The sequence below is a fragment of the Paenibacillus sp. sgz302190 genome (assembly GCF_059820445.1).
Genome location: NZ_JBZYAO010000007.1, coordinates 198,717 through 215,730, shown reverse-complemented (window position 1 = coordinate 215,730; position 17,014 = coordinate 198,717). Strand labels below are relative to the sequence as shown.

At 43.4% G+C, this 17,014-nt stretch carries 20 protein-coding genes; 10 read left to right on the top strand and 10 right to left on the bottom strand.

Annotated elements, in window-relative coordinates:
- Positions 1 to 206: 206 nt before the first annotated feature.
- Together AC6RNO_RS11220 and AC6RNO_RS11215 are read left to right on the top strand one after the other, a co-directional pair.
- Positions 207 to 1,844, top strand: a complete 1,638-nt coding sequence (locus AC6RNO_RS11220; protein WP_497105499.1) for an SAM-dependent methyltransferase — start codon at positions 207 to 209, stop codon at positions 1,842 to 1,844.
- A gap of 14 nt (positions 1,845 to 1,858) precedes the next feature.
- Entirely contained in the window at positions 1,859 to 3,055 is a 1,197-nt protein-coding gene (locus tag AC6RNO_RS11215; protein WP_497105498.1) for a hypothetical protein, read from the top strand.
- 81 nt (positions 3,056 to 3,136) lie between these two features.
- Here AC6RNO_RS11215 and AC6RNO_RS11210 read toward each other — a convergent pair whose 3' ends face one another.
- Positions 3,137 to 4,387: a DUF6242 domain-containing protein gene (locus AC6RNO_RS11210; protein ID WP_497105497.1), complete on the bottom strand. Its 1,251-nt coding sequence runs from the start codon at positions 4,385 to 4,387 to the stop codon at positions 3,137 to 3,139.
- Between the two features lie 119 nt (positions 4,388 to 4,506).
- Entirely contained in the window at positions 4,507 to 4,842 is a 336-nt protein-coding gene (locus AC6RNO_RS11205; protein WP_488438107.1) for a TetR-like C-terminal domain-containing protein, read from the bottom strand.
- A 13-nt stretch (positions 4,843 to 4,855) separates the two neighbouring features.
- On the opposite strand from AC6RNO_RS11205, the gene AC6RNO_RS11200 reads away from it, so the two are divergent.
- The gene (locus AC6RNO_RS11200) at positions 4,856 to 5,551 is read left to right on the top strand and encodes a dihydrofolate reductase family protein (RefSeq protein ID WP_497105496.1); all 696 of its coding nucleotides are present in this window, start codon (positions 4,856 to 4,858) and stop codon (positions 5,549 to 5,551) included.
- Positions 5,552 to 5,760: 209 nt separating this feature from the next.
- On the opposite strand, the gene AC6RNO_RS11195 is transcribed toward AC6RNO_RS11200, so the two are convergent.
- Positions 5,761 to 5,919: a hypothetical protein gene (locus AC6RNO_RS11195; protein WP_497105495.1), complete on the bottom strand. Its 159-nt coding sequence runs from the start codon at positions 5,917 to 5,919 to the stop codon at positions 5,761 to 5,763.
- Positions 5,920 to 5,952: 33 nt separating this feature from the next.
- A complete protein-coding gene (locus tag AC6RNO_RS11190; RefSeq protein ID WP_474686044.1) occupies positions 5,953 to 6,255 on the bottom strand; it encodes a Dabb family protein in 303 nt (100 codons plus the stop codon).
- Positions 6,256 to 6,520: 265 nt separating this feature from the next.
- Between AC6RNO_RS11190 and AC6RNO_RS11185 the strand changes: the two genes are divergently transcribed.
- Positions 6,521 to 7,393, top strand: coding sequence for an MmyB family transcriptional regulator (locus AC6RNO_RS11185; protein ID WP_497105494.1), 873 nt, complete (start codon positions 6,521 to 6,523; stop codon positions 7,391 to 7,393).
- A 134-nt stretch (positions 7,394 to 7,527) separates the two neighbouring features.
- Here AC6RNO_RS11185 and AC6RNO_RS11180 read toward each other — a convergent pair whose 3' ends face one another.
- Positions 7,528 to 8,016, bottom strand: coding sequence for a YhjD family protein (locus tag AC6RNO_RS11180; RefSeq protein ID WP_474686040.1), 489 nt, complete (start codon positions 8,014 to 8,016; stop codon positions 7,528 to 7,530).
- Positions 8,013 to 9,269, bottom strand: coding sequence for a DNA polymerase IV (locus AC6RNO_RS11175; RefSeq protein ID WP_497105493.1), 1,257 nt, complete (start codon positions 9,267 to 9,269; stop codon positions 8,013 to 8,015). The genes AC6RNO_RS11180 and AC6RNO_RS11175 overlap by 4 nt, the downstream gene beginning before the upstream one ends.
- Before the next feature lie 245 nt (positions 9,270 to 9,514).
- Here AC6RNO_RS11175 and AC6RNO_RS11170 point away from each other — a divergent pair, with 245 nt between their 5' ends.
- Positions 9,515 to 9,616 (top strand): YjcZ family sporulation protein, encoded by a 102-nt coding sequence (locus AC6RNO_RS11170; RefSeq protein ID WP_474683085.1) that lies wholly within the window; start codon positions 9,515 to 9,517, stop codon positions 9,614 to 9,616.
- Between the two features lie 99 nt (positions 9,617 to 9,715).
- On the opposite strand, the gene AC6RNO_RS11165 is transcribed toward AC6RNO_RS11170, so the two are convergent.
- Positions 9,716 to 10,171 (bottom strand): hypothetical protein, encoded by a 456-nt coding sequence (locus tag AC6RNO_RS11165; RefSeq protein WP_488438571.1) that lies wholly within the window; start codon positions 10,169 to 10,171, stop codon positions 9,716 to 9,718.
- A gap of 221 nt (positions 10,172 to 10,392) precedes the next feature.
- Between AC6RNO_RS11165 and AC6RNO_RS11160 the strand changes: the two genes are divergently transcribed.
- Together AC6RNO_RS11160 and AC6RNO_RS11155 are read left to right on the top strand one after the other, a co-directional pair.
- On the top strand, positions 10,393 to 10,827 hold the full coding sequence (locus AC6RNO_RS11160; RefSeq protein ID WP_488438570.1) for a hypothetical protein: 435 nt from the start codon (positions 10,393 to 10,395) through the stop codon (positions 10,825 to 10,827).
- A gap of 222 nt (positions 10,828 to 11,049) precedes the next feature.
- Positions 11,050 to 11,304 carry a hypothetical protein gene (locus AC6RNO_RS11155; RefSeq protein WP_474687265.1) on the top strand — a complete coding sequence of 85 codons (255 nt, stop codon included), beginning with the start codon at positions 11,050 to 11,052 and terminating at the stop codon, positions 11,302 to 11,304.
- A gap of 140 nt (positions 11,305 to 11,444) precedes the next feature.
- Here the strand turns inward: AC6RNO_RS11155 and AC6RNO_RS11150 are convergent, their stop codons facing one another.
- Entirely contained in the window at positions 11,445 to 12,632 is a 1,188-nt protein-coding gene (locus AC6RNO_RS11150) for an MFS transporter (RefSeq protein ID WP_497105492.1), read from the bottom strand.
- 160 nt (positions 12,633 to 12,792) lie between these two features.
- Here AC6RNO_RS11150 and AC6RNO_RS11145 point away from each other — a divergent pair, with 160 nt between their 5' ends.
- The 3 genes from AC6RNO_RS11145 to AC6RNO_RS11135 all read left to right on the top strand — a co-directional run bounded on the left by AC6RNO_RS11145 (position 12,793) and on the right by AC6RNO_RS11135 (position 16,060).
- Entirely contained in the window at positions 12,793 to 13,671 is an 879-nt protein-coding gene (locus AC6RNO_RS11145; RefSeq protein WP_474687269.1) for a LysR family transcriptional regulator, read from the top strand.
- 243 nt (positions 13,672 to 13,914) lie between these two features.
- Positions 13,915 to 15,669, top strand: coding sequence for an ABC transporter transmembrane domain-containing protein (locus AC6RNO_RS11140; RefSeq protein ID WP_497105491.1), 1,755 nt, complete (start codon positions 13,915 to 13,917; stop codon positions 15,667 to 15,669).
- Between the two features lie 67 nt (positions 15,670 to 15,736).
- The gene (locus AC6RNO_RS11135; RefSeq protein ID WP_474687273.1) at positions 15,737 to 16,060 is read left to right on the top strand and encodes a metal-sensing transcriptional repressor; all 324 of its coding nucleotides are present in this window, start codon (positions 15,737 to 15,739) and stop codon (positions 16,058 to 16,060) included.
- A gap of 108 nt (positions 16,061 to 16,168) precedes the next feature.
- Here the strand turns inward: AC6RNO_RS11135 and AC6RNO_RS11130 are convergent, their stop codons facing one another.
- Positions 16,169 to 16,270, bottom strand: coding sequence for a YjcZ family sporulation protein (locus tag AC6RNO_RS11130; protein ID WP_474683085.1), 102 nt, complete (start codon positions 16,268 to 16,270; stop codon positions 16,169 to 16,171).
- Between the two features lie 111 nt (positions 16,271 to 16,381).
- Positions 16,382 to 16,768: a YmaF family protein gene (locus AC6RNO_RS11125; RefSeq protein WP_474687275.1), complete on the bottom strand. Its 387-nt coding sequence runs from the start codon at positions 16,766 to 16,768 to the stop codon at positions 16,382 to 16,384.
- Between the last annotated feature and the right edge of the window lie 246 nt (positions 16,769 to 17,014).

The window sequence follows — 17,014 nt, the reverse complement described above, 5'->3', positions numbered from 1 at the left end:
ACCTCTTTGGCTTATGTCGCTTTTAATTGATAATCTTATTTGGCGTACAGGAAAAAATCGCCATTTTAAAAAAACCGTGAAGGCTTGATGCTGCGCGGTTTTTTGCTAATTATCGGCAGAATCTTTCATTATTCTTTTATTGGGCTGATCTACACTTACATTATAGCTTTCATGCGTTTTGCAAGGCTGATACAAAGGGTGATGACATGTTACCTATGGATAACATAGGTTCAATAGCGAAAGTACGCGGTAAGCGTAAATATTTGCTGGAAGAAGAGCAAGTTTTTTCCGAATCGTTACTCTGGCAGCTACAGCGGGATTTTTTCGACGAAAAGGGGGCCGCTGCTTGGCAATCCGGCCAAGTGCCGCATTATGTGACAAGCAGTCCCACGTTGGCAAACAGCTACGCCGAGATCGTATTTGCTTTTTTGCGCGACCGGAAGAGGATGACGTCATCCGGAGAGAGTTTAGGGCATTCTCGGGATGAACCGCTTTACATTTGCGAATTAGGCGCCGGGTCGGGGCGGTTTGCATTTCATTTTATAACGCGGTTTGTCAAGATCTGCGAACAATTTCAACAGGAAACGATACCGATTTGTTATGTAATGACGGATTTTACTTGCAGCAATCTTGCTTTTTGGAAGCGGCATCCTCAGTTTGCTCCTTTTTTTCACCGCGGTTTATTAGATATGGCCTTGTTTGATATAAATAAATCGAATCGGCTTCAATTACAGATAAGCAACCGGGAGATCGCCGCAAACGAACTGGCCAATCCGCTTGTGGTGATTGCCAATTACGTATTCGATAGTATCCCTCAGGATTTGTATTATCTCGAACAACGCAACTGGTTTCAATGCTTAGTGACTCTGTCCCACGACCAAGATCCGGACACGCTTGCGCCTGAGGAAGTACTATCGAATGTGCATGTGAAATACACGCATCGTTCTATCCAGACACCGACTTTTCCAGAACATGATTGGAATCAGCTCATTCTGGAGTACGGGAATATGCTGAACAGCACCCACTTGTTAGTTCCAACCGTCGGCTTGCGCTGCTTGCAGAATATGAAGTCCTTATCGCGTAAAGGGCTAATGCTGCTTACCGCCGACAAAGGCAACCACGATCCCACTTTACTGCCATACAAGCCGGCCTCCGGTCTGGTGCGTCACGGCAGCTTTTCGCTTCCTGTTAATTTCCATGCTTTCCGCTGGTTGTGCGAGAGAAACAGGGGGCGGGCCTTATTTCCGGAACATCCCCATCATCATATCGATGTAGGATGCCTCCTGATGCTGGACAATCCGGAGCAGTATATAGATACCTGTGCGGCTTATGAGCGGTATGTCAATGAATATGGTCCGGACGATTTCTACAATATTGCCAAGCATGCACGAAACCGATATTCAGACATGGGCCTGAAGGAAATGATGGCCTATATTCGCCTCAGCTGTTATGATAGCCACCATTTCTCGTACTATTTACCGAGACTGTTCGAGTTGGCGCCTACTTTTTCCGAGAGGGAACGTGCCTTGGTGATCGATACGGTTCATAAGGTTTGGGCGACGTACTTTTCGTTAGGCGAGGATATGGACTTGGCTTATCATATAGCAGCTATGTTTTACGAGATGGGCTGTTATTCGCAAGCCAATGATTATTTTCAACGATCCGTTCATATTTACGGGGAGCATACGGGTACGCTGTATAATATGGCGTTATGTTATTTTTTGCTTGAAGAGTTCGAGCAAGCCGAACTTTTGTTGGAGAAAGTGCTTATATATGATCCTGTCAATGAGGAAGCCATTCTATTATTAACCCAAATCCATTCAAGGAATATAAACGAATCCTAGAGTCCGGAGGACATATGGAACATTCACGCTTCCAATCCAAGCTTAAAACGAGCAATGTGAGCACAACGCAATCATCAGAAAATATAAAGATTGGCTCTACGTTGGAGCAGAACGTCCAACTGGCCGGGCAACTTCCCATTACTTACCTGCAGCGAACGATCGGCAACAGGGCCGTGGGCCAAATGCTGCAGCAAGGGGGGGCAAGACCGCCCTTGCAGGCGAAGCGCGCACCGATTCCGAATAACGCCTCGGGGCTTATTCAGATGCGTAAAATTCCGGTTAATATTCTGCAAGACGGCACACTTGAGGAATTCAAAACGGAGGGATATACCCGGGATTTTTTGAAACGCGTTCAAGAGTTTCTGAATTTCTACGATGAAAAAGCGGCAGCAGAATTAAAGGACGCTCTGGAGAACGGTGAGTATATGGACGGAAATGAGGACGACGTAGACATAGATTACTTTCCTTTGCAGGAGGAACTGGACCATTTTGAAGAGGCTGTATCGCCTGAAATAGAAATGGCAGAAGAAAGAATTGAAGATAATAAAGGTCCCCAATCGCTGACCAAGTTCCAGGGCAATGTGTTTGAACGTACAACGTTAGCAGACTCAGCTATGGAAGAAACGAAAGCAATCTCAACGAATGCCTTTCAATCCAATTTCTCCGGAATCGATTTCTTGACAAACTTTCCGGGCGGGCCATTTGGTCAAGACAAATCTCACATTTCCGGCGGCATGGCTGCTATGGTCGCTGCTTACAAAAGAGAATACAAAAATCGTCGCAAACATGCAAGAAAGATGTTATCGAAGATGTTAAATCCTAAAACAAAGACGACTCAAAACATGCTTGAAGCATTGCAAGAGGCATTTAATTTTGATGACGAAGGTGTGGCCGAAAAAGTCGTTAAGAAATTGGAGGAAATTCATAGGAACAATGAAGATATGGATGAAACGGATGATGGCGAATATATTACGGCTGAGAACCTTGACGATGATTTGATTAATTTGGTCGCCGATAATATGTTATTCACCTGCCCATCTGATGTGTACGAGCACCTGCCTTTAAAAATCAAGGAACACTTTATCCCTTCCACGGTATCATCCCACCAGCTAAGTATTATTAATGAGCGTTCCCTTGAGCTAGGATTGACGAAACCTGCTAAGCCAAGAGGAAGTCGCGACGCAGATCCGGATTATGACGGTACGAAATGACCTCTTTTACATATTGGAGAGGGGTGGGGAATGCAACTGGTTTTTCACCTCAATGCAACTAAAGGTAAATGCTATGATATGTTACTGTCTTTGCCAAATCGCTCCGCCGTCCTGAGCGACCACAAGCTCGCCGTCCAGCAACGCCCAGCCCCGTCCCACCCTATCATTGCCCTCGTTCGATTCTACGCGAAAAAAGAGCTGCGTTGCCTTTCTTAAATTTGTTTTTAGCTTGATTTCGAGCGGCTGAGGGACGGGCCCATCGAAAAAATCGCTGTAATCGTCAAGAGCAAAATGGTATAATTTCTCCCCTTGCTCGCCAAGCGCCGTCCCTCTGCCGTATGTTTGATCCGGGTAGTAAGCAGGCGGGGGCTTGACGTTCTTATAGCGGCTTGTCGATAAGATCCAACTCTTCCCGGCATCGTAGGTATAGTAATACGTCATCATTTGTTCAGAGCCATAGATGATCTCGACTGGGAGAATCAAATTTGAATCTCCTTCCTCATCGAATACCGGTGCAAATACATTTGCTGTAAAAGATACTTTCGAAGTTTCTTCGGGAACGGGGAGCTTTTCTTTCGTCCAATGAAGCCCTCCATCCGTCGTATGATAAAGAATGATATCGTTATTCCCGCCGCTGCAAGTGATCCACCCTTCCTTGGAGCTGCGGATTGTGATGCCGCTCGCTCTCCCGACAACTTGGCCGCTTATATCTTGGATCCTCGTCCATTGTCTGTCGTCCTCTGAGATTCGATACAGCGCCTTTTTTTCCGTCCCATTCGTAGAATCAGATTCGACGAGAAGCCAATTGTCAGCCCCGACCAAGTAGTTTGCAAATAGTAAAGTGCCGGAGATCTCCCACTTTTCTTTGGTCGGAAGAACAGAGTGCGTCCACTCTTGCTGCGGGTCGAAAGAGTGTTCATACACATCGATTCGATCCGCTCCGTGATGAAAAGCAAACAAGTCGAACCCTGCACCAGCTGTATCGATGCTAACTCCCTTTGGCGTCATATCGGTCCACTGCTTACCGATGTTATCTGAGAAATAAACCGCCCCGTGTCCCAAAGCCCAGAACAATTCGCCGTTATTGTAATATACGATTCGATCCAAGTTCAACTTTTCGGAGGAGTCCGAAGCTTGCTGGGAAGAAGTATTACTCTTATGTTCCAGCCCTTCTTTATCAGACTCTAGTGGCGTCTTTTTCGGTGGAGACCCGGAAGTTTGAGGTATTTGCGATATGGTGTCAATTTCCGGCTTCTTCACAGCTTCTTCCCTGCATCCGGCAGCGATTGATAGCAGAAACACACTTAGCAGCATAATCGATAGCTTATTCATAGCGCCTCCATCATCCATTTGTTTCCTTTTAATTAAACGCGCGGCCGTTGAAAAAGTTGCTTGTTGGAAGTTTTTACGGGAATTATCGTACCAAAACAAATTAAGCGCAGATCGTGAAGCTAGTAAAGGTTCCTATCTAATAAAATCCCTACTTGTTCTGCTACCACTTCAGGTGATTTAGGTATACCTTCTGTGAAATAAGATTCTACTATTCCTACAATAGCTGATCCAAAGAATCTAAGAATAACATCTTCATTTAGTCCTTTATTCTTCCCTCTGGTTGTATCCACTCTTCCCTTTATTTCCTCAATGACAAACTCAAGAAAATGACTGCGGAAAGCAAATATTCCTTGGCCTGTTATCATCGTTGAAAAGAATAAATAATTGCTTTCAAAGTATTTAAACCAAACAAGATTTGCTTCTTTAACATCCATATTTAATGCTAATTCACACAACTTTATTTGCCACATGATGGCGTCATTGGACGGGAAAATCGTTGGAGATTTTATGAACGAGGACGGGACGGCATATTTTTTAGAGCAGTACGGAAAAATTCATACTGCTTACGGGTGTAAAGCATCGATATTAGGAAGAATTACTTTGCAAGAAATGTTAGGTATGAGCGATTTTATTGCGGGAACAAATGATGCACCAAATTTCCCTAGAACTGACTATGTTGCAAACGAAAATGCGAATCAGTATATTGTTGTAATCGATTCTACTGGTAAACTTGATTGGAAATATGAACATATTACAGAAGGAGGAGAAAACGCTATTGGAGACCATATAATAGAGATTCTTACAGAAAAAGTTTCCGATGCGTATCTAGCCCACCTGCAAAATCTAGGTATTTCCTATATTTTCGGTGGAAAAGAATCATTAGATTTCAATGTTGTAGCAAAAAAACTAAAAGATTTATTTCATATCGATCAAATATTGGTAGAAGGCGGCGGCGTTATTAATGGCTCCCTTTTGAACGAGGGATTAATTGATGAATTGAGTCTGCTGGTATTGCCGGTTGTGGATGGTTCGGCTAATTCCAAGACAATTTTTGATACGAATCCTGCCCTTAAAAACTTCAAGTCAGTAAACTTCGTTTTGAATGATGTTGAAAAGCTCGATAATGACGGCTTGTGGATGAAGTATTCAGTAAAGCGTGATTAAGTTATCCCCATCGGAGTTGAAACCATAGCATAAAACAACAGGAGCAGGAGGGTTAACCTCGCTGCTCTGTTTTTCTTGCTAACCGAATAGAAAAGGGGTATACAGCAACATCCATTGCAGACGTTGTAGCGTCGACAGGTAAAAGCAAAGAGCCTAGTCGATCAGGAAGGCCACGCGTCCTTTCGTCTGGCCCGCCTTGAGCGCATCGATTACTCGCGGCGCCTCCCGGGGATTTGAACGATCACGAAAATCGTCAATACGCTGCCCGCATAGCTTTTGCTGAATCCCATGCTTTGGATGATTTGCGGCAGCCACGCCGTAATGCCATAAAACAGCATGGCCAAAAAGCCGAAGGATAATGTCAGCAACCACGCTTGCGTAAGAGCGATAAAGGGATGCGTTCAAGAAAACGGGTAGTCCACGACAGCGATCCCTTCCACAAATGGGCCGACTCGCTGCAATAAGTTCTGATGCAGCGGATGCTGGGTATAATCCCGGCAAGCCTGCCGATTCGCAAAGGTTACCCGAATGCCTAACGTATAGCCTTGCTTATGCTCCACTTCTTCCGTGACGTTAATCCCGGCGCTAAGGTCTACAATGCCCGGGATCTTATTCTTAAAGGCTTGGACTTGCTTCACCGCTTCTTCTTGTTCGTCAATCGTAACATTAGGCTTAAGTTTCAATAATACGATATGTTCATACATCTTTCTGCCCTCCACGGTTTCTGTTGAGAATGTTCATTCTACGGTTTGCAGTTGCTTCATACGGGATTGCTCCTTCATCCATTCCACGAAGTTTTCCGCTACGAGATCAAGGTTCAACCGCTGATCTCTGCCCCTTGCCATTCTTGCTTTCATCCAGAAGGATGATATAAGCTAGTGTATATGGACTCGACTAAGCTAGGAAGAGATCTGGTTATCGTAGGATTGGGAGTCCTACTTTCATCGTTCGATAGGAGGGATGGCGATCATGTCGATCAAGCTGGACCGTTATGAGGAATTAGCCCGTTTTTTGCGCACACGCCGGGAACGGATTACCCCTAAGCAAGTAGGATTGCCGGAGTCCGGACGCAGACGCACGCCCGGACTTCGCCGCGGCGAGGTTGCCTTGTTGGCGGACGTAGGATTGGATTGGTATACCTATTTGGAACAAGGCCGTCATATCAACGTATCCGCTGAGGTCCTTGAGCGAATAGCCATTGTGTTGAGGCTTGATGAATCGGAGCGCAAGCACCTTTTTTTTCTTGCACGCAAACAACTCCCCTTAGCAGAAACGAAGATATCTGCTCAGGTGAGCCAGGCGCTTCAAAGTTTTTTGGATAGCCAACACACTTCTCCGGCGAATGTCATGGATGCACGCATGAACATCATTGCCTGGAATGCGGCCTACTGCGCATTGAACGGGAATCTCGCCGCCTTGTCGGACAAAGAGCGAAATTTTGTTTGGATGACTTTTACTTCTCCCCGTTTTCGCTACATCAAGGGAGATCAATGGGAGCTGCATGCGCGTCGGATAGCCGCTAAATTCCATGCAGGGTATGCGCGTCACGTTGACGACCCTTGGTGGTCTGAACAGTTCGAAGCGCTGTGCCAAGCCAGCCCCGAATTCCGGGAATTTTGGGAGTCGCATGAGGTTCTCGACGCTATTGATGCCCCAAAGGCGCTTCGTTGTCCGAATCTCGGGATCTTAAATTTCGATCATGTTTCGTTTCAATATTTGGAGGATCCAAGCTTGATGGTTTCCATCCACGTTCCCCATCGGGACGGCACGGTGGAAAAAATGCAGCGGCTGTTAAGCGATTACCAGCACCAGAATTCGGGACAATTTGCGACTTCAACTTGATCATTTTCTAACTCTTAAACTTTATGTCAATAATGCTTCATGCTATAAGTCGAATAAACCTGTGATGCGTATGCTGTAACAGTTTCCTTTCCATAGTAGGAATTTCTACACTACCATGACAGCAAGTTCCCTGCTTATTTTTTTGCCATAAGTGGCTTTAAAATTTCCTCCATATATCTTTGAATTTTGACTCTAATCTCTGACTTCACTACATCGCGTATTATAGATATGCTGTCTTCATAGCCGCGGCAATTGAATTTAACTCGAAGGGTATCATCCACTTTCTCCTCTTCATAGATCTTTATTCCTTGTGTTTTAAGCATTTTTTTTGTCTCCGAAATATCTTGAATAATTCGATCTACCAGTATGTTTGTTATAACTGTATAAAGCTTTTTCAAAGAATAATCGGAAAGTTCAATTTTACGGAGGTTGCTTTCAGCTACTGTAAGCATAATGGGTAAAATCATTGAATTTTTAACCAAAACCAATTCTTCAAAAGAGGGCATCTGCTCCTTACGCTCCGGTTCTTTCTGTCTCCTCTGAATAAGAGCCTCGCGGTGTTCAGGCAAAAGCATTCTGCTGGATTCCCACAATCCATTCCCGGATAATTTCTTGCTATTCATCTGTAGTGTCCTCCAATTTTTCGAGACCTGTCAAGCGCTTGCCCGGCCTGCAAGAGAGAGGATGCACGGAGTATAGACGTTGTTCCAAAACGATTTTTAATTTCGTCAGTTGTACGCTCCAGCTCTCTGAGTTTTTCTCGGTTGCCAAATAGTGAAATCTGATACTCAGTGTCCTTACTGAAATTGGAAAGTGTGAGATAAAGCTTTCGTACGGGCAAACCATCCCAGTGTCTATAGAATATGCGGCAGGCTCCTTCGTAAACTTCTCGAGTAATATTGGTGGGATCCGGTAAAGTAGCTTGGCGATAAAATCCTGTAGGAAGGTCAAAGTTAGCCCCCTGCACTCCCACATGGATAACCCGTCCCGCATACCCTTTTGATCTGCAGCGCCTGCATACTTCTTCTGAAAGTTCATGAAGAATAACATTGATGTCTTCCTTAGTACCATAATCACGCGGCAGCGTCATTCCGTGACCGATAGTCTGATGTCCTCGGTCAAAAGTTCCTGGAGATACCGGTGAGTCATCCAAGCCTTGAGCTGTTCGCCAATACACCTCTGCTTGAATATCACAATTTTTTCCGAAGCGAATCTTCATTCTTCTTTTGAGCTCAGGCAGTGGTATTTTTGCAATATCTCCGATCGTATAAATACTCATTCTTGCAAAATGTGCAGTCATCTTGCCGGCCACTCCGAACATCTTGTTCACCGGTTGCGGCCATAATGAGGATTCAATTTCAGATTTAGGTAGTACGTAAATGCCATCCTCACGTTTTTTTGCATGTATATCAGTGGCCATTTTAGCGAGGATTTTGGTTTCCGAAATGCCCAGCCTTGCAAACACTCCGGTTGATACCAGAACTCGCTCTTGGATTTGCTTCGCGATCTCAATTGCAGTACCAAAAATTGTTGTGCTGTTTGTTATATCAATAAACTGCTCATCGATACTGAAGGGTTCAACCAGATCCGTGAATTTTTCGTAAATTTCAGTAATTAGCAAAGAACAAGTGAGGTACGTTTGCATGCGCGGAAGCAGCACAACTACATCGGGACATTTTGCAACCGCCTCTCCTACAGTTTCAGCCGTAGTGATGCCAAACGTTTTTGCAATTGGGCAAGCGGCCAGAACAATGCCCGACCGTCGCGCCGGATCGCCTGCAACAATGACGGGATAATCGGCATACTCCGGATGTGCGGCTTTCTCGACCGATGCATAGAAGGACTGGCAATCCGACATCATCACTACTTTTGACATAACACCAACTCCAAAATAAGAATATTTGTTCTTATTCATTATATATAGAATACCGAACAAATATTCGCCTTTCAAGAGGGGAAATATTTGTATTTTTTAGCGAGCAACACAAGACGGTCAGAACGCGGCGTTATTTGAGAATGACACATAAACGTAACTTGGGGACATATATACAAGCAAAAGTGAAGTCGGCGACATATGAATATGACGTATTGAAAATGGATTTATGAAGGGAGGATATAAACATGGGCGCTAGTTGTGCAGGATACGGCATGGGAACAAACGTGGCTGCTATCTTGGTTCTGTTTATTCTTTTGGTCATCATCTCGGTAACTTTCGTCTGGTAAATGCACAAAATCGTATGAGTTGTTAAGAAGCAAAAGGAGCTGCCATGGCAGCTCCTTTTTAAGTATATCATTGAATCGTGACGGTGTTTAACGCAACCGTTAACGGTTAATTTTAAAGCCGCCGTAATCAATGACCACGATCTGTTTATTCCGCTTTAAACGTAGGTTAGGACAATATGGGCTGCTATAACGACTAACACCTTTTGACGGAATAATTCCATTTTCCACAAACTTCTTCACTACTATCATAAGTTTTCTTCTATATACAGGATTATTGGGAAATTTTATATTATGCTTTTCCATAGTTAACCAGCGATTTGCCTTATCATATTCGATAATTTTGGCAAGATATTTTTTAATCGGCTTCGAAGATGATTTATACAGGTTTACTTCCGTCCGGTTGCATATAATCCCGTTCTTGGATTTGGCCATTTTCAGTACATAGCCGTTGCCTAAATCGTATACAACTCGTGTAACGCCTTCCCCAATGCATTTCTTCCCCTTTATTTTCCTTTTCATGTACGCTGTCATTTTCATCAAGGCAATATCCTCCATTTCCCCGCATGATCTCCCGCTATCCACCGTTTACCGTTTCTCTTGTCAAATCTAGTATATGCCGCGGATTGTAGATCGGTTTGGATATATGAACATTAATCGATCCTATCGACTCACTTTAAGAAAATGCACGATTGGAGTTGTATTAACGCACTGTGATTTATTACTTTGTCTGAATATAATAAAAAAAGTTTATCCGTGTCCTGAAGAGGTGAGTTCGGTTGTTTAGTAAAAAATCGTATCATAAAATGATTCGTAGAAAAAACATTATTGGTACGGGCGCAAGGCGTGTTGTGTACGACCTGGGAAATGGTTTTGTATTAAAGCTGGCTAAAGCCAAAAGCGGGATTAAAAGCAATAGAAAAGAAGTTACAATGTACAAATTGTCTCCGCTTGAGCTAAAAAAACACCTTGCTCCTGTAGTTAAGTATGGGAAAGGATATTGTTGGATAATCATGAAAAAGTATGATCGTCCATATCGCAATACAACAACAAATAGGCAAAAACTCTCCGCAATGAAAGCTAAGTTTAGAAAAAATAAAATTATTCCTTATGAAATTTTAGATGTTCATGGCCCCTACTATCAAAATATACGTCTAAAGCCTAATGGTGAAATCGTTGTGATCGATTATGGGAATTTTATGTATAAACGCTAATTAGCGGATTACAGTTGCATAAGGAATATCCAGCTTGCAGGGCACTACGGCAGTCATTGACAAAATCAGCAGAATCCCATCAATTATCAGATCATAGTGTCCAAGCGCTTTTTTAATGTATTTCATAATCTATGTTATAAAAGGGAAGGTATTTCGGTTCCGTAAATTTCTTATGACAACCGATCTTCGTTCTCTTCATACTTGATAGGAGGTGTGTTAGAAATGGCAATTACTAAAAAACAGGTTAAGCCTCACATTGGAAAACATGTGTACGTCATGACACGAAATGGACAAATTTTGGATGGTGTTTTGCACAAGGTCAACGGAGATAAACTCTACCTTCAGCAAAATAAAAAGTCGGTTAAGACGAGCGCGTTCACTCCTTTCTTCAACCCGTTCACTCCACTTGTACTTTTTGACTTGTTGGCTATTGAGGAATCTCCGTTCTTTTTTAGAAGATCCCCGTTTTTCTTCTAAGGGAAAGTACAAAATATCATAGTACTTCCTAAAAGCAGAATAGGCCATCCGACACTGGTAACGATAACAGTGTTGGATGGCCTTTTATATTTCTATTGGAAGACTGTTCTATTTGCTCACTTCCTCTATTATTGAACTCCTTAAATCCGAAAAATAATCATTAAAAGTGCAGCCAATATCGCAATGATGCTGCTGGCGCTAAAAGCAACCATAGGACCAAACGTTTGCCATAAAAACCCTGCCACTATACTAGCCGGTAATGCGGCTATTCCGGTCAATGCGTTATATGTACCCATCGCAGTTCCACGCTGCCCTTCCGGCACAATATCGGCAATATATGCCTTTTGTATACCATCCGTAAATGCGTAGTAAAGTCCGTACAATACAAACAACACCCAGATCCAAATGACGCTATTAACCATCCCAAATCCAAAATAAATCAGCGCAAAGATAATGAATCCGGAAATAAGCACCGGTCGACGGCCAATTCGGTCAGACAGCATGCCTACCGGCATTGAGAAGATACTGCTGCTCATATTAAATGCGAAGAAAGTGAGCGGAATTAAGGCAGGAAGCATCCCTGCATCTTGGGCGCGCAGCACCAAAAACGCATCAGAGAAATTGCCGACCGCAAATAGTGTCGAAATTAAGGAAAACCATATGAAGCGCCGATTTAAGTTTTTAAACCCGATTTTGGGAAGCTTCGCTTGGGTTCCGTTACCACCAGGCTCTTTATCTTTTAAGAAAATGAAGATAAGAGCTACCGCTATAAGCCCAGGGATTACGGATAGCCAAAATACAAGGCGGTAATTGTTCGTAAATATGGCGAGTACACCAAAAGCAACTAACGGACCTAATGCAGCCCCTAACGCATCCATCGCGCGACGAAATCCGAATGCTTTTCCGCGTTCCTCTTTCGTAGTGGAATCGGCGATTAAGGCATCGCGCGGCGAAGTGCGTATTCCTTTTCCGAAACGATCGGAGAATCGAATCAGGAGTACCTGTCCCCAGGAGCTGCTTAAAGCAAAGAACGGCTTTGTCAGATTCGACAATCCATAGCCAACCAACATCAAAAGCTTATGCTTTCGGGTGCGGTCGGTCATCCAACCCGAAAACAGCTTTAAAATGCTCGCGGTACTTTCTGCGATTCCTTCAATGATTCCAATGGACCCGACTTGAACATGCAGTACAGTCGTTAAATACAGCGGCAAGATGGGCACGATCATGTTGCTGGAAAGATCAGTAAGTAAACTGACAAACCCGAGAACAATAATGACCGGATTCATGGCGAATAGCTTTCTTTTTTGGCGTTGAGACATTGGCTCCATTTTGTCACCTCATATTTTGGATTCGCATTCTCGTATGATTCAGAAGCTAACGTTGATTTTGTCGCCCAAGGATGATTATAATGGAGCAAGTAGACATAAATGAAATTAATATTAATTATATCTGGTATAAAATATTTTATGATCACGAGGATGATTGCCGATGCTCGCAAACATGGAATGGTATAGGACCTTTTATTTCGCGGCAAAATGGGGCAGCCTGTCCAAAGCGGCGGAAGAACTGTACATTACACAACCGGCCGTCAGCCATGCGATTAAACAGCTGGAATCTCGCTTAGGCGGCCAGCTTTTCTTCCGTACCCCCAGAGGCGTCAAGTTGACTGCCGAAGGAGAGGTATTGTTCAAATACGTCGAGCAGGCGTATCATTTCATCACAACCGGAGAGAGCAAAATAGCCGAGATGCAGCAGTTCACTAGCGGAGAGATCAGAATCGGTGCAGGAGATACGTTATGCAAACATTACTTGCTGCCGTTCTTATCGTCTTTTCATACAGCGTACCCGGAAATCAAAATCCAGGTAACGAACCGTACATCTCGAAAAACCGTAGAATTGCTCAAGCAAGGAAAAATCGATTTCGGCATCGTAAACTTGCCGCTAAACGACAAGCAGCTGCGTATTCGCGAGAGTATCGAGATCCATGACTGCTTTGTAGTCGGGGGAGCCTATAAAGAGCTTGCTGACAAGCCGATAGGTTGGGCGGAATTAAGCTCCTATCCTGTTATCATGCTGGAACGAGGATGCAATTCCCGCGCCTTCATAGATCATTTTGCAGAGAGTCAAGGAGCCGTTCTTCGTCCTGAAATCGAATTGGGCAGCCTTGATTTATTGTTGCAATTCGCGCAAGCGGGACTCGGTGTTGCATGCATCATTCGCGATTTTGCCAGAGATGAATTGGAGCAGGGGAAAGTTGTAGAGCTTTTGCTGAAAAACCCACCCCCTCCTCGCAAGATAGGCTTGATTACATTAAACGACGTCCCCGTTTCCACAGCAGCCCGTCGTCTTCTGGATATGCTGTCGTAGCACTTACAGCGGGAAGCCGCCGTCTTATGTCACACATTTTTTCATTTCAATGAATGTCCCCATTGCCATTTTTTAAGGCTTTGGGGTTATTTGTCTAGGACCATTCGCGAAATACAGCTATATCCCCCTCTTTACATATCCCCCATAGGGGGATATTATAATAAATATCAGACCCAATCCACTGGGAAATTATAGGCGATAATTAGTTGCAAGTGGTATGTCTTACAAAAGGGGAAGTATTAAATGTCCAGTTTCAAGATCTATTTCAAGTTTATCACACCTTATTGGAAGCTTGTTCTAATTACTGTACTCATTGGAATGGTGAAATTCGGAATTCCTTTGACTCTGCCTTTAATAATGAAATATATCGTTGATGATATATTGTTAGGTTCCATTTCTTCTGTAGAAAAGACAAGAAAACTAATTGAGGTGCTCTTAGGTGCCTTTGTCCTATTTGTTATCATACGGGTTCCAATCGAATATCTTCGCCAATATTTTGCCCAGTTAACAACAAGCCGTATCCTTTACGACCTGCGAAACCATCTGTATTCACATATTCAAAAGCTATCCTTGCGTTATTATCAGAATCATAAAACAGGCGAAATTATCTCACGTATGATCAATGATGCCGAGCAAACGAAAAGCATCGTCGAAACAGGCTTAATGAATATCTGGATCGATTTATTTACTCTAAGTTTCGCTGCGGCATTTATGATTCAAATGGATTTTTGGCTGACAATTGTCGCTATAGCCGTATTTCCTTTGTATGCCTTCTCCGTAAAAAAGCTATATAAAAAGCTTAGAACGCTAACCAAGGCTCGTTCTCAAGCTCTTGCCGAAATGCAAGGATACCTGCATGAACGGGTTAATGGTATTCCGGTTATTAAGAGCTTTGCGTTAGAAGAGGTCGAGAAAGAACGATTCGGCCAAAGAAATAATAAATTTCTGGAGCGTGCACTTGCTCTAACGAAATGGAATGCTTTGACCAATTCCATTATAAATACACTAACCGATATTGCTCCATTGCTTGTACTGGCCTACGGCGGCTATCAAGTTATCCAAGGGAACCTGACCATAGGGTCATTTATAGCCTTCTTTGCCTATCTGGATCGTTTGTACAGTCCGCTTCGCCGTTTGGTGAATTCCTCGACTGAATTAACTCAAGCGAGCGCTTCATTAGATCGTGTTGTAGAACTTATGAATGAACCCTACGATATCGTTGACTCACCTAATGCCAAAGCATTTCAAAAGATGAAAGGAAAAATAGATTTCGAAAATGTAAGTTTTAAATATGATCGTTCATCGGAGTGGGTTCTAAAAAACATTCAGCTCCAAATTCAGCCTGGCGAAACCATTGCTTTTGTAGGAATGAGCGGCGGCGGAAAATCATCGCTAATTAGTCTAGTTCCTCGCTTTTACGATATTCAAGAAGGACGCATCTTGATTGATCATACGGACATTAAGGACACCACAATAAAGAGCCTGCGCGACCAAATCGGCATGGTGTTACAAGATAATATTTTGTTTAGCGGAACGGTTCGTGAAAATATACTTTTCGGTAAGCCAAGCGCTACGGAGGAAGAAGTTATACATGCGGCTAAAGCTGCAAATGCTCATGATTTTATTTTGAATCTGCCAAACGGATACGATACGGAAATCGGTGAGCGCGGGGTAAAATTATCAGGAGGACAGAAGCAGCGGGTCGCCATTGCTCGGGTCTTTCTTAAAAGTCCAAGCATATTGATTCTGGATGAGGCGACTTCCGCTCTTGACTTAGAATCCGAACATTTGATCCAAGAATCTCTCGTAAAATTGGCGAAGAACAGAACGACCTTAATCATCGCTCATCGACTTTCGACCATTACCCACGCAGACCAAATTATTCTCATAGAAAATGGCGAGATCAAAGAAAAAGGAACGCATGAACAGTTGATGAAGGAAGGCGGGGCGTATTTCCGCTTGTTTAATGTACAAAATTTACAAGGAGTCAACTCATGATATTCTTCACTTTGACACGTTTATACAAGGGGGGATACAATATACGTTAGTGGAATGGAGGGCGCTTATGCATAAACATGAACACAATCCGGATAAAGAACACGAACATAGTCACGATCACACGCACCCTCATAAGCAAAGGAAACAAGTGACCAATCGATTAGCTCGAATAGAAGGCCATGTTCGTTCTATAAAAGAAATGTCTGATAGTGGCAGAGATTGCCCGGATATACTTCTTCAGATTGCTGCAGTTAAAAAAGCATTAGACGGTGTCGCTAAAGTAATATTAAAAGACCATTTGGAACATTGCGTGGTCTCTTCCGTTCAAGATGAGCATCGAAGCCAAGTATTATCTGATTTACAAAAAGCCCTGGATAATTACATACGATAAGGACAAAGGGGACTCAACGTTAAAGCTGAGTCGGTCAATTTTCAATGCCCAAATAAACGAGATGCACACATGCATCTCGTTTATTTGGGCTGAGAAGATCACATTAAATTACCAAACGAAAGTTACCGAAATGATGACCAAAAGAATAAAAAGAACCAAGATAGCAGCCACATTTGTTCCCATACCGTAACCTGCACAACTAGCGCCCATGTTCATATCCTCCTTTCGCAATCCATTTTTAAACCCGTCATATTCATATGTCGTCGACTTCACTTTTGCTTGTACATATATCCAAATTTACGTTTCGATGGGCAAATCATATTAAGCTTCATTACCGGTAGTTCCCTGATAATGATGGGCATGCGGACTCCTGCCGTCTATGGTTGTAAACCCTTCAAAAAAGTGAATATGACCGCCGCCGGGGAGGTCGATTGCCGGACCCGTTATCCCGCAAATGCTGTGAGTATGACCATGATTGTTAGTCGTCACGGTATGGTAATTGTGCACATGAGGGACGCCCGTTGGAGCCGGTTCTGTTACTCCCGCATATTCATGGACGTGTCCATCCTCATAGGAAGTAACACCTGAAAAAGGATGTACATGCTTTACAGGACGACCGTCCCAGGAAGTAATATATAGTCCATGAGAATGTTTATTGCCGGATTCTTCTGAATGCAGAACAAAACCCTTTACCGGTATTTTTTTCATGTCATTGCCCCTCCACAAATGTTTGTAATAAATTATGTGGAGTTTGGGTCTCACGAAATAGGTTTTCGTTTATATTCCGTTCATTTTTTCAAAATGGGTGCAATTGCCCTGCTTGGAATTCTAGCCTTTATTCCATCATTGCCGGTCAAAGGCAAATTATCCTATGGGGAAAGCGGTCAGCATCATATTAGTTCTTTTCGGCGCGAGCGGGATCATCGGCAATCTGCAAACCGCCAAATATTTGCT